The 11,899-nt window shown below is 43.7% G+C and carries 13 protein-coding genes; 5 read left to right on the forward strand and 8 right to left on the reverse strand.

Annotated elements, in window-relative coordinates; genetic code table 11:
• Positions 1–169: 169 nt before the first annotated feature.
• On the reverse strand, positions 170–799 hold the full coding sequence (locus FGM00_RS02460; protein WP_138851389.1) for a response regulator: 630 nt from the start codon (positions 797–799) through the stop codon (positions 170–172).
• 171 nt (positions 800–970) lie between these two features.
• A complete protein-coding gene (gene nadE, locus FGM00_RS02465; RefSeq protein WP_138851390.1) occupies positions 971–1,762 on the reverse strand; it encodes an NAD(+) synthase in 792 nt (263 codons plus the stop codon).
• Between the two features lie 64 nt (positions 1,763–1,826).
• Here nadE and gldB point away from each other — a divergent pair, with 64 nt between their 5' ends.
• Together gldB and gldC are read left to right on the forward strand one after the other, a co-directional pair.
• Positions 1,827–2,816 carry a gliding motility lipoprotein GldB gene (gene gldB, locus FGM00_RS02470; RefSeq protein ID WP_138854591.1) on the forward strand — a complete coding sequence of 330 codons (990 nt, stop codon included), beginning with the start codon at positions 1,827–1,829 and terminating at the stop codon, positions 2,814–2,816.
• Between the two features lie 3 nt (positions 2,817–2,819).
• Positions 2,820–3,152 carry a gliding motility protein GldC gene (gene gldC, locus FGM00_RS02475; RefSeq protein ID WP_138851391.1) on the forward strand — a complete coding sequence of 111 codons (333 nt, stop codon included), beginning with the start codon at positions 2,820–2,822 and terminating at the stop codon, positions 3,150–3,152.
• 70 nt (positions 3,153–3,222) lie between these two features.
• Here gldC and FGM00_RS02480 read toward each other — a convergent pair whose 3' ends face one another.
• The 4 genes from FGM00_RS02480 to FGM00_RS02495 form a co-directional block, all read right to left on the reverse strand.
• Positions 3,223–4,575: a DEAD/DEAH box helicase gene (locus tag FGM00_RS02480; protein ID WP_138851392.1), complete on the reverse strand. Its 1,353-nt coding sequence runs from the start codon at positions 4,573–4,575 to the stop codon at positions 3,223–3,225.
• 278 nt (positions 4,576–4,853) lie between these two features.
• Positions 4,854–5,651: a DUF6503 family protein gene (locus FGM00_RS02485; protein ID WP_138851393.1), complete on the reverse strand. Its 798-nt coding sequence runs from the start codon at positions 5,649–5,651 to the stop codon at positions 4,854–4,856.
• A gap of 8 nt (positions 5,652–5,659) precedes the next feature.
• Complete coding sequence (locus FGM00_RS02490; protein WP_138851394.1) at positions 5,660–6,295, reverse strand: VOC family protein; 636 nt, start codon at positions 6,293–6,295, stop codon at positions 5,660–5,662.
• Between the two features lie 176 nt (positions 6,296–6,471).
• The gene (locus tag FGM00_RS02495; RefSeq protein ID WP_236262881.1) at positions 6,472–8,091 is read right to left on the reverse strand and encodes a metallophosphoesterase family protein; all 1,620 of its coding nucleotides are present in this window, start codon (positions 8,089–8,091) and stop codon (positions 6,472–6,474) included.
• Positions 8,092–8,189: 98 nt separating this feature from the next.
• Between FGM00_RS02495 and FGM00_RS02500 the strand changes: the two genes are divergently transcribed.
• Entirely contained in the window at positions 8,190–8,567 is a 378-nt protein-coding gene (locus FGM00_RS02500; protein WP_138851395.1) for a GTPase, read from the forward strand.
• A gap of 45 nt (positions 8,568–8,612) precedes the next feature.
• Here FGM00_RS02500 and yihA read toward each other — a convergent pair whose 3' ends face one another.
• Together yihA and FGM00_RS02510 are read right to left on the reverse strand one after the other, a co-directional pair.
• Entirely contained in the window at positions 8,613–9,230 is a 618-nt protein-coding gene (gene yihA, locus FGM00_RS02505) for a ribosome biogenesis GTP-binding protein YihA/YsxC (RefSeq protein WP_138851396.1), read from the reverse strand.
• A 141-nt stretch (positions 9,231–9,371) separates the two neighbouring features.
• Positions 9,372–10,136 (reverse strand): alpha/beta fold hydrolase, encoded by a 765-nt coding sequence (locus FGM00_RS02510; protein ID WP_138851397.1) that lies wholly within the window; start codon positions 10,134–10,136, stop codon positions 9,372–9,374.
• A 310-nt stretch (positions 10,137–10,446) separates the two neighbouring features.
• On the opposite strand from FGM00_RS02510, the gene mraZ reads away from it, so the two are divergent.
• Together mraZ and rsmH are read left to right on the forward strand one after the other, a co-directional pair.
• Complete coding sequence (gene mraZ, locus FGM00_RS02515) at positions 10,447–10,920, forward strand: division/cell wall cluster transcriptional repressor MraZ (protein WP_138851398.1); 474 nt, start codon at positions 10,447–10,449, stop codon at positions 10,918–10,920.
• The gene (gene rsmH / locus FGM00_RS02520; protein ID WP_236262993.1) at positions 10,898–11,803 is read left to right on the forward strand and encodes a 16S rRNA (cytosine(1402)-N(4))-methyltransferase RsmH; all 906 of its coding nucleotides are present in this window, start codon (positions 10,898–10,900) and stop codon (positions 11,801–11,803) included. The genes mraZ and rsmH overlap by 23 nt, the downstream gene beginning before the upstream one ends.
• The last annotated feature ends 96 nt before the right edge of the window (positions 11,804–11,899 follow it).

Genomic DNA, 11,899 nt, shown 5'->3' on the forward strand with positions numbered 1-11,899 from the left:
TCTTTTCTACTGTCTTTTCATGAACGCTTCCATTTTGCATTGGTAAAAAGAATCGATTTCAAAAAGTCCTTAAGAAGATCTATTGCTTGAATCAGATTATCCCCGATATTATAGTAACTAAAAAACCCCGCATTGCGGGGTTTTTTGTAATTTATAAATGTCTGGACATCTAGTAAAGCTCCAATGCTTTTGCCTGTTGCAGAAGATCTACCATATTATCGACATTCAATTTTTTCATGAGGCGCGCCTTATAGGTGCTTACCGTCTTTTCATTCAGACTAAGGCCAATGGCAACGTCTTTGTTCCGTTTTCCGCTTGCCAATAACTTTAGCACTTCAACCTCTCTTGACGATAATTTTCTGAAGAACCTTCTAGGGCGCTGTGTTCCCTCGTCGAAAGCCAAACGTTGGGCGAGCTCATTGGTAATGAACATATTGCCTTCCGCTACTTTACGAACAGCAGAAATGAGATAATCAACATCAGAGGTCTTTGAGAGATAACCGAATGCACCGGCCCGAATGGTACTAAGCGCATACACATCTTCCGATTGTCCGCTGTACATCAATACTTTTACCTCTGGAAATTCTTTTTTGATTTTTCGCAGGGCGGCGATACCATTGATTTCCGGTATGTCCATTTCCAACATCACAACATCGGGAGTAACGTTTTCAAGTTTTTCAAACAATTCTGCCGTAGTGGAGACATCGGCGATAATCTCAATACCACTGGCGGTTTCCAATACATGTTTGACTCCCATTCGAATAATTGGATGATTGTCGGCGATAATTATTTTGATCATAGTTTTGGTTTAAAATAATACAGAGAAAGACATGTTAGTCGGCATGTCTACTAAGACTTACACGCAATGTAAGGCTTATTGATTAAAATTGGTCAACAAAAATGGCTTTTTTTTTTAGAAAAAGACAAATTTTGTGATTTTTTTCGTCCAAATCCACAAATTGGGGATAAACTACTTTTTAAATGTATCAGGAATCTTACAAACTGGTATCGGATTCATCTTATGTTGATTGGCAGCATTTAATTTTGAATAAATTGCGAAGACTTCCTTTTTTCTACCTGAAAAATCAGCACTGGTTTTACCTTCGTCTTGCATTTCCATAGCCCATTCCAGTTCAGGATAGGAGGCCCCTATCTGGTCTTCGTCGGTTCTGTCATCGCCCCATAATCCATCCGTCGGTGCAGCTTTTATTATCTCATCATTCACTCCCAAAAATTTACCGACTGCATACACTTCCGTTTTCAATAAATCCGCTATCGGACTCAGGTCAACCCCTCCATCGCCATATTTGGTGTAAAAACCCACACCAAAATCTTCCACTTTGTTTCCCGTACCTGCAACGAGATAGCCCTTCAACGCGGCAAAATAATATAGCGTTGTCATACGTAGTCTTGCCCGGGTATTGGCGAGCGACATAAAACGATCCTCCTCATTCGCCACTGGCGGCAAAGCACGCACAAAACTATCGAAAATAGGGGTCAGGTCTACCGGAAGCCTCGACACATTCTTGAAGTTCTCCTGTAACCAGGCGATATGCCTTGACGCTCTATCTTCCTGATTCTGCTCCTGATGAATCGGCATTTCCAGGCATAAAAGGTCGAGACCGGTCTTTGCGCAAAGCGTAGAGGTTACTGCGGAATCTATTCCACCGGAAATGCCGATAACGAAACCTTTCATATTCGCCTTTACGGCATAATCTTTCAACCAATCAACAATATGTTCCGCTACATTTTCGACTTTCATACAACAACTTATTTGATAATAACGATTAACTTTGCCACGTAAAAATAAAGCCTAAGTGTCTAAAATGGAAGCCCAATACGGATTAGTTTTTATAGTAAAACGATTTTGTTCGATTTTTTTGCTGCTTGGTGTATTGGCCAGTTGTGGAGAAACGGATACCACCGAAAAGGAAATTGCTAAAATACCCCTCGAGCTAAGGCTCACCCGTTTTGACGTCGAATTCGACAATGCAAAACCAGAGAATCTCGCCGACCTAAAGGGGAGATACCCTTATCTATTTCCAGAGCAGTATCCTGATAGCATCTGGTTGGCGAAGATGAGCGACAGTCTGCAAATTGTACTGCGTACCGAGGTGCGTGAACGATTTTCGGATTTTGATCAGGAAGCAGCGGATCTGGCCTCCCTTTACAAGCATGTTCTATATTATTTTACGGACTACAAGGCCCCTCAAGTATTTACGGTCACCAACGATGTAGCCTATCAGGATAGGATCATGGCCACCGATTCGATATTATTTATAAGTCTTGATAACTATTTGGGTCCCGACCACGAGTTTTATGGTAGTTTCCCTAGGTTTATAGCACAAGGTTTGGACAAGGAGTTTTTAATTTCGGATGTAGCCTCGGCGGTAGGGAATACGCTTACCCCAAGACCGAAAGACCGGAGCTTTCTGGCGCAAATGATATATTACGGGAAGCTGCTTTATATCAAGGATAAGATCATCCCGTTTGAAACCGACGCGAATAAAATCGGGTATTCCGAGGACCAATTGGCCTGGGTACGTGCAAATGAGGAACCCATTTGGCGTAATTTTATCGAGAACGAATACCTCTACAGCACGGATAATAAATTAATGCCAAGATTTTTGGATCCGGCGCCCTTTTCAAAGTTCGGTCTAGAACTGGATAACCAAAGCCCTGGACGGGTCGGCAGGTATATCGGATGGCAGATCGTAAGGGCTTACATGGAAAAAAATGATATTTCACTACCCCAAATGTTGAACCTTTCCGCAGAGGAGATTTTCAAGGAAAGTAACTACAAACCCAAAAAATAGCGCATGGCGGAATTACATACTTCGGAGATTACCTTGACGGTAGGTCTTGACGAAAATCGGGTACCGGAACAACTCAACTGGTCCGCGCAAGACGGCGGCATCGACAACGAAGAGGCGAAGGCCATGTTGTTATCGGTTTGGGATAGTAAGAACAAAGAGTCGCTTAAAATAGATCTTTGGACCAAGGATATGCCGGTTGATGAAATGAAAATTTTCTTTCACCAGACTTTGGTTTCCCTCTCCGATACTTTTATGAAAGCGACGCAGGATGAGAAGATGACGGCTAGCATGAAGGATTTCTGTGATTACTTCGCCGAAAAATTAGAACTGAAGTAATCTTTATCCATTTGGCGAGTACTGCCGAAAAGATGTTTATGGCAGCAAGTAGAGGTCGGGTACAAGGGCGTCATTTTCGCTTCTTTTTCATATTTTGAATTTTATCCCCCCGCTTTTGCGGTTTTTTATACCGCGCTTTTAGTTTCCGGTGGTAACTCTTTACTTTGGCATTTTCTTTACTGTTCTTGGCCGACTTTTCATGAAAAGAAGGTCCGACTTCAATACTTGAATCTTGTTGGGTCAATTCTTCACGAACCACCGTCTTCGTCTTTTCCTCCGGAGTAAGTTGGGAAGAAACTTCTACGGCTTCAGGGATTTTATTTTGTGGAATCTTATAGTTCATTAGGCTTTCAATGGCCTCTTTTAGAATAGTTTCTTTTTCGTTGTACAAAAGAATAGCGGTTCCCTGCGCTTCGGCCCGGCCGGTTCTACCAATCCGGTGCATGTAGTTTTCGGGGTAGAACGGGGTATCGAAACTGATTACAGTGGTGATTTTTTCGATGTCGATTCCACGGGAAATTACATCGGTGGCGATGAGGATTCTACTGCTACCATCGACGAACTTTTCTATGGATTTGGTACGGTGATTTTGCTCTTTACTGGAGTGTATTACGGAAGTTTCACTACTAAAATCAAGTGTTTCAAACAGCCTGTCTGCAATAATCTTTGTCCCTGCAAAAATCAAGACCTTGCTATGGATCTCTTTATCTTTTAGAAGGTAGTTCAGTAAGTTGGCCTTGGTATAGAAGTTGGGAACGGCATAGGATTCTTGGCTAATGTTCTCTAAGCGCGTACCGCTAATGGCCATGGTTTTTTTAATAGGATGTACCGTGAAATTATCGATCAATTCATCTACATAGGTCGTCATCGTCGCAGAAAAGAGTAGGTTTTGCCGCTTCGAGGGGAGGTATTCGAAAATATTTCGCAGTTGTGTTTTATAACCAAAGTCAAGCATAATATCGACTTCGTCAATCACCAGTTTTTTTATGGAATTCAATCGTAATACATTCGATAGTGCCAGGTCGTATAAGCGTCGGGGCGTACCTACAATAATGTCGAGCCCTTGGTGAACGGCCTGTTTCTGCGTTTTTATATTCGTACCACCGTATACCCCTGCCACTCGTATGCTGAGGTAAGGTGTCAATTTTTCGATTTCCTTTACGATTTGGATGACCAATTCCCGCGTCGGAACCAATACCAAGACCCTTGGGCTTTGTTGGTCTGAAAATTTCAGGTCTTGCAGCACGGGAAGCAAATACGCCAGGGTTTTTCCGGTTCCCGTCTGTGCGATACCTACAAAATCACGGCCGCTAAGAATTGAAGTATATGCGACTGCTTGAATGGGGGTGGGCTTTTCAAATCCTAAATCTGAAAGGGCATTCCTTAATTCTTTTTTGATTTTGAAATCTTTGAAGGTTTTCATTCGGTAAAGTAATGGAGAAAAATATTGCTAGGAGCGTCTTTGGTACATTTAAAATCAAATAGAGTCGTTCGTCCCCATTGCATAGAGAGGTCAAAGGGAATGGATTAGTAGGTTTTTATCTAAGATATTGAGTAAACCATATCCGCTTTGACTCTGGGAAAGCCGCAGCATTGGAATAAAGGGTAAATCTAGGCGTGAAGTGAGTCTGAGCAAAAATGAGAGGTGATCATAACCTGCCGGAAAATGAATGTATGGGTTTCCATTCCACAGTGGTCGAGTTACTCCATAATTCGCACATCTTTTGTGATGATTTTAGAGAGTTCTTTCAATTTTCCGTCTTCGTATAATTGAGAAAGATTCTTTAAAGGGGTTCCAATGGGGACTTCGTAGTTGATATAGTCTTGAAACCGAATACCGGCTACCGTCCTAGGGTTAAACGCGGAACGAAACCGTACGCCCCCGTCATTCGTACTGTAGCTATATGCCAAATAGTCGACCGTTTTTGTATCTGCATTGATCCAGTATAAAAACTTGTCATCGTAGTCTTTACCACCCCCTTCTTCGTCAAAATCGATGCTAAGGAGTTCGTACTCCAGATTTTTGATTGTCGTACGGCCTTCGTATGTTTTGTTCACGGCCTTGTCATTCAATTTAGAAGGTAAGGTGGCGAAATAGACTACCGAATTCAGCGCCTCGGTATACTTGGCGTTATCCTTTTCGGAGAGCGCAACGATTTTTCGGTTGATGGTGCGGGTCAGTTTTCCGTTTTCCAGGATATCCTGAATCGTATCCGTATTTTCGATACTGCTCGCCGTATAGCGATAGCCGTTTTTTCCGTTTTCAAAAGTGTAGGTTTTGTCCCGAAAGGTAAAACCATATGAAGCGGTATCGTACCGTCTTCCGCCGTGGGCTTCGATCGTTTCGGCTACTAACACATCCGCTTTGCTAGGTTGCACGCTATCGATGGCCATTTCCTCTTTTGCCTGATTTTCAGTCACCGCCTTCTTCGATTTGGAGGTGCAGGAAAATACCATGATTAACGAAATGTAGAGCAGTATTCTTAAAGTAGTGTGCATAAAGCGGATTAAATTTCAATAGTCCCGTTAGGACATTCGATGATTGCGGTTAATTTTATTTCCGTGGATGTTTTAATTTCCAAATCGATGTTCAGTTGTTCAAAGATACCATCGAATATTTTAGGGGTTGGATGTGTTCCATACAGATTGAGAAGTCTACAGCCCATATCGGGTAGTTTATCAGTCGGATGTACCGTCGATGTGCTCCAATCTACCATAAACGGAAGCAGTTCCACCTCCGGATAGGGCAGGGGCATAATCAAACCCCATTCTAACGACCCTCCATTCGCTACATTTCTAGAACCACCGCGTATAATTCCCATTTCAGGATTCAGATTTTTCAAAATTTCGCTGTCCATTTTCAATTGATTCGATTTCAAGGCCCATCGGGTAATTTGGTTGGTTTGAAGCATATCAACGCCCATCCATCGGGGTTTGGGCACTGCCGTATTGGTGTTGTCTCCCGCCAATAATTCCAAATAACAAGCGTCACCGAGGGAAATCAAAGCGTTTTTAGTTCCGAAAACCTTGTGAAACCCACCGAAAATAGGTCGCATGCCCAGTTTTTCCTCAAATTCTGAAATGGAGGCATCCAAATCCTGAACGGCATAGACGATATGGTCGATTTTTCTAGGGATAGCGATTCTAAAATGAGTTGCTTGTGTACACTACTGTGTCGTTACTTCAAATGGAAACTAACAACATAAGCGACCATTCGACAATTACTTTAAAAAAAGACAATAATCGTTTTGGTCAAAATCATTTTACTCCGATTTTGGAACATACCGAGCTACCAAAATGCCGTTTTATAATTTAAAAATTAGGGTTGCATTGAAACAGTTATCGGCCATCCCTCAAACTGCGCTGCTCCGGGTTGTGTAACGTACACATATCGTGGCCAACATTCAAAAGTGGCCGTCTTATTTTTTTTGTCAAAGCCAATCAATCCATAGCCACCTCCTTTCGAGTTGCTCTCCGGATTTACATAGGCCATCATGCTAATCTTGTTATGAAAGCCGTCGAGGTAGTCGCCCGTCCATGGCAGAGAAGTATTGAGATTAGGGTTGTTACCCGCTTTTTCGTTCTCGGGCCACCACCATCGGCTGTAGTAGTCGTTTACGATGGCCGGTACTACAAAGGCCCAAGGCCCATCCCTGAATTCCGAAATTCCATGTTTGATCACCGTTGCCAAATGCTGATCACCGGCAATGTGCACGGCTTTGGCTTTTTGAAGGAGACTCAAGGCTTTGTTGCGACCGCTTTGTGGCCATCCGTTGCTGTCGAGATCGGCATGAAGCCGATTATCAAGTGTACCATGAATATGGGCACCGCCGCAAAAACCGGTTTGTGAAAGCGCTACCTTGGGGAGGTCGGGATTTTTCGAGCCCCAATCCGCTAAAAACCGTAATTGCCGTTCGCCCAATAGGCTAAGACCAGGAAGATCGATAGATGCCGGGTCGTAATCGGGATTCCGGACATGGACGGGGCGTGGTCCCTGTTGCGGAATCTTCCCTTCCGGCCCCGATTTGAACTTTCGGTCTTCCAAAATCGCAAAATCGATTCCTCCCAGCACAAGACTGGTATAGTATACACCTATGCCCTGCTTTATGGGAGTAGGGTCGTAGGGATCTGGCAAGTGAGCAGTCTGACAACGCTCGACCATTTTCACATATTCGGGATCGTAGGTATATCCGCCATCGGGACCTCCCCTTGTCTTAGATACTTTTCCGTTCTCACCCCAAAGATTCCCCTGTCCGATGTCATGATCATCGGGAATGGTAATGCAGGGGCGATTGCGAAAAGTTTCCCGAAATTGCATTCCAAATTTCAACCAGGCGGCGGTGTGCTCGGTATGGTCGTAGGATTGGTCTCCGGCAAAGAAAATCAAGTCCGGATTTTGATAGTTGATGTTGCGCACATAGTTCTCCCGCATGCCCCTGTCCTTATTCGAGTTACAGGAGAGCGCGGCCATGGTGATTACTTCCTTCGTCTTTGGGTCTTTTCGAATCAATCCCTCGAAAAATGCGTTTTCCCCATGTCGAATCTGGTATCTCACATCCTTGGAATCGTCCCAGCTCTCCACATGAAACAAAGCGGACCAGCCAATATCGTTGATATGCTGTTTTTGAACCTCTCGCCATGTATTTCCTTCCATAAGGGCCAGACGTACCTCGCGCGTCTCCTCCGGATATAACGGGAACAATTGCGCCGAAAGCTTCAAAGTTTGATTGGCAACGGTATAGATGCCGAAAGCGACTACGCTGTCCCGATCTACGTTCAAATCGATAATAGGATTGGCCGCCCGGTTCCACCAATCGTTAATCGCTAAAGTGTCTATACCAGAAAAAGGTGCTGTTTCTAGAGGCGTACGATTTGTAGTTTTTTGCGTACAAGTAGTGATAAGGAATATCACCATTAGGAAAGGGAATATATTTTTCACGAGCTCGTTTTTAAAAGGATTTCTGCGCAGTACGACGTAAGCCTAATCGATTTTATAAGACCGAACAGTGCTTTAAATATATACCTTAGCTTCGAGTTATGAAAAATGACCCCTTCAAAAAACTGATTTTCGTCTACAATGCCGATTCCGGTCTTCGGAATTTGTTGGTGGATGGTGCCCATAAAATATTGAGTCCCGCAACCTACGTATGTAGTCTATGCGATCTTACCTACGGCGCTTTTACGGAGAACCGCGCTTGGAAAAAATTTAGAAAGGAATCCGATGTGGCTATGGTTTTTTTGCACAAAGATGAGTTTGCCAAGCAGTACAAGTCCAAATTTGGTCATAAATTCACTTTTCCCATTGTCTTGAATGAGACGGAAGTCGGTCACGAAGTATTGGTAACAACAGAAGAATTGAACGGTTTGAAAGATGCTACGGAGTTAATCGATCTGTTGGTGAAACGTACCAAATGAGGTTGAAAATTTGCGATGGCTCCCGACCTCCGGGGCCAGGTAATACTATGCTTTTTTATTCGCAAAGAATTCCTCGTTTACGGAGTCGATGAAGGAAAGTACCTCGTCCCGCCCGATGGCTTTCGAAGAAGAGGTAACGAAATAATCGGGTGCCTCTTCCCAAATATCCTCGGTCATTTTTTGCAGGTAGCCGTGCACATTTTTCATTATCACGGCGGGCTTCAATTTATCGGCTTTGGTAAAGATGATGCAAAAAGGGATACCGTTTTCGCCCAACCATTGCATAAACTCCATGTCTATCGGCTGAGGTTCGTGGCGAATATCTACCAAAACAAAGGAACAAACCAATTGTTCGCGTTGTTCAAAGTAGTTGGTTATGTATTTCTGAAAGGTCTTTTTACTTTTTTTCGATACGCGCGCATAGCCGTAGCCCGGTAAATCTACCAAAAACCAATTATCGTTGATTTTAAAGTGGTTGATGAGCTGGGTTTTTCCCGGACGCCCAGAAGTTTTGGCCAAATGCTTGCGCTCGGTGAGCATGTTGATCAGTGAGGACTTCCCAACATTTGAACGGCCGATAAAAGCATATTCCGGAAGGTACTCGTTCGGACATTTGGATACCTCGGAATTGCTCATTACAAAGTTTGCCGATTTGATTTTCACAAGTTCAAAAGTGTTTATAGGTTTTGGGCAGTATGGGTAATGGGCTTCAATCTTCCGTCTTCGAGCTTCCCTCACCAGTCTTCGGTCTTCGAGCTTCCAACTTCGCGCTCCCCACTTCGAGCTTCCCGCTTTAAGCTCCCTTCAAAACCCCCGTTTCTCTAACCAAGCATCCAAAATTTGATTGAACTCATTGGGGTGCTCCATCATCGGGGCATGACCGCAATTCTCTATCCAAAAAAGATCGGAATCCGGTAGAAGCTCGTAAAAGAGGTTCGCTACGTCAGGAGGAGTAACGGTATCGTCCCTGCCCCAAATGATACAGGTAGGCGTCTTCATCTTAGGCAAGTCTTTAGACATATTATGGCGAATTGCGCTTTTAGCAATAGCCAAGGTTTTGATGATTTTGCTGCGGTCGTTCACCGTTTCGAAAACTTCGTCGACGATTTCCTTGGTAGCCACGGCCGGATCAAAGAATACGCCTTGGGCCTTCTTCTTGATGAACTCATAATCGCCCCGTCTGGGGTACCCATCGCCCATGGCACTTTCATAAAGGCCCGAACTACCGGTAATGACTAAGGCCTTAACCATCTTAGGATACATTTTTGTGTGTAGAAGACCAATGTGGCCCCCCAGGCTGTTCCCCAATAAAATAACATTGCTAAGCCCTTTAAATTCGATGAATTGTTCCAAGAATTTAGCGAACTGTTTTACGTTCGTTTTCATCATGGGCATATCGTAGATCGGTAACTCTGGAATCAGTACACGATACCCTCTTGGGGGGAAATGTTCGGCAACGCCTTGAAAGTTACTGAGCCCGCCCATAAGACCGTGTAAGATGATAATGGGCTCGCCTTCACCGATTTCGATATACCGGAATCTTCCTTCTGTAATAAGTTTTTCTTTCATGTGGTGGGTTGGATAACCTAATTTGCTAAGATAGGCATTTACGCGATAATCGAGATTTGAACCTGCCTGTCATCAGGCTAGTTGCTCCTAGGCCTACCTGTCGGCAGGTGGGCTTGCCCTAGCTGTCGTTCACCAATTATGCTCAATACTGCTTGCTTGTTTGAAACGGATTTCACCCGGCTTTCGGCATGGGTAATCCTCATATTTTACCCAATTACGGCAAAATTTATGAACAAAGTGGTAAAAAGTGGTAAAATGTGGTAATAAAATTTGTAGTTTTGAGTTATTAGAGAACAAACGAACCGAACACGTGGTCAATTTCATTGGACAATACGATTGTAAAGCCGATACCAAAGGTAGGATAATGCTGCCTGTTGCGCTAAAAAATCAGATGGCTCCGGTATTGAATGATGGTTTTGTCATTAAACGATCTGTTTTTAGGTCCTGTTTGGAGTTATATCCGATGCAAGAGTGGAACACGCTCATGCAGAAGATGAACAAGAAAAATCGATTTAAGAAAAAGAACGATGATTTTATCCGTCGTTTTTCCGCGGGAGTGAAAATGGTTGAAATCGATGGAACGGGGAGGCTTCTTATTCCAAAAAATCTCATAGAAGTGGCCGGTATCGCGAAAGAAGTGGTGCTCACTTCGGCCATAAATATCATTGAGATTTGGGATAAGGATAGCTACGAGAAAGTGCTCGAGGAAACGGCCGAAGGCTTTGCCGAACTTGCCGAAGAAGTGATGGGTGAAGATGGAGATGACACCGATGATGTATCATAATCCCGTTCTATTATCGGCATCCGTAGATGCACTTGACATCAAGAAAGATGGAGTATATGTGGATGTCACCTTCGGGGGTGGGGGCCATTCCAAAGAAATACTAAATCGGTTGGGGAGTGAAGGTAAGCTAATAGCCTTTGATCAAGACGAAGACGCCTTAAAGAATGCACTGGATGATGAGCGGTTTACCTTGATCAATGAAAATTACCGCTATATCAAACAGTTTTTAAAGTTCTATGGCATTCGGAAAGTAGATGGTATTCTGGCCGATTTTGGGGTGTCATCCCACCAGTTCGATACTGCGGAGCGCGGATTTTCAACTCGCTTCGATGCGGACTTGGATATGAGAATGAGTCAAAGAAACGAGTTCTCGGCCTTCAACGTGGTCAACAAGTACTCGTATGACGAGTTGCGTAGGGTGTTATTCGAGTATGGGGAATTGCGCAATGCAAACGCTATGGCAAAGGCAATTGAAGAGGCGCGATCGGAAAGTAAAATTAAAACTACCGATGCATTGAAAGAAGTGTTGCAACGCTTTCTTCCAAATGCGAAAGCGCATAAGATTTTGGCTCAAGTGTATCAGGCCATTCGTATTGAGGTGAATCAGGAAATCGAGTCGATCAAGGAGTTTTTGCATCAAACAGCCGATTTGCTGGAACCCGGAGGTCGGTTGAGCATAATAAGCTATCACTCGCTTGAAGATCGGTTGGTTAAGAGGTATATCAGGGCAGGACAATTTGAAGGCGAACCCGAAAAGGATTTTTATGGGAATATCGATGTTCCTTTTAAGAAAGTAGGGCGGTTGATCGTCCCGTCGAAAGAAGAAATTGCGAACAACAATAGGGCAAGAAGTGCCAAACTACGGATCGCCGAGCGAATTTAAGACCTGTTTGAGGGGGCTTTCCGAACCAACAAATAAAGGTAGAGTTGTAAATAATAGTTTTCCGCTTTTGCGGAAAAGACAATAAAAATAGTAATC

It is taken from the genome of Aggregatimonas sangjinii (assembly GCF_005943945.1).
Classification (GTDB): domain Bacteria; phylum Bacteroidota; class Bacteroidia; order Flavobacteriales; family Flavobacteriaceae; genus Pelagihabitans; species Pelagihabitans sangjinii.

Coding starts and splice junctions, on each gene's coding strand:
- gldC (WP_138851391.1), top strand. CDS start 2,820: ATGGCGGAATTACATACTTCGGAGATTACCTTGACGGTAGGTCTTGAC.
- FGM00_RS02500 (WP_138851395.1), top strand. CDS start 8,190: ATGAAAAATGACCCCTTCAAAAAACTGATTTTCGTCTACAATGCCGAT.
- FGM00_RS02480 (WP_138851392.1), bottom strand. CDS start 4,575: ATGAAAACCTTCAAAGATTTCAAAATCAAAAAAGAATTAAGGAATGCC.
- FGM00_RS02485 (WP_138851393.1), bottom strand. CDS start 5,651: ATGCACACTACTTTAAGAATACTGCTCTACATTTCGTTAATCATGGTA.
- nadE (WP_138851390.1), bottom strand. CDS start 1,762: ATGAAAGTCGAAAATGTAGCGGAACATATTGTTGATTGGTTGAAAGAT.
- FGM00_RS02510 (WP_138851397.1), bottom strand. CDS start 10,136: ATGAAAGAAAAACTTATTACAGAAGGAAGATTCCGGTATATCGAAATC.
- gldB (WP_138854591.1), top strand. CDS start 1,827: ATGGAAGCCCAATACGGATTAGTTTTTATAGTAAAACGATTTTGTTCG.
- rsmH (WP_236262993.1), top strand. CDS start 10,898: ATGACACCGATGATGTATCATAATCCCGTTCTATTATCGGCATCCGTA.
- FGM00_RS02460 (WP_138851389.1), bottom strand. CDS start 799: ATGATCAAAATAATTATCGCCGACAATCATCCAATTATTCGAATGGGA.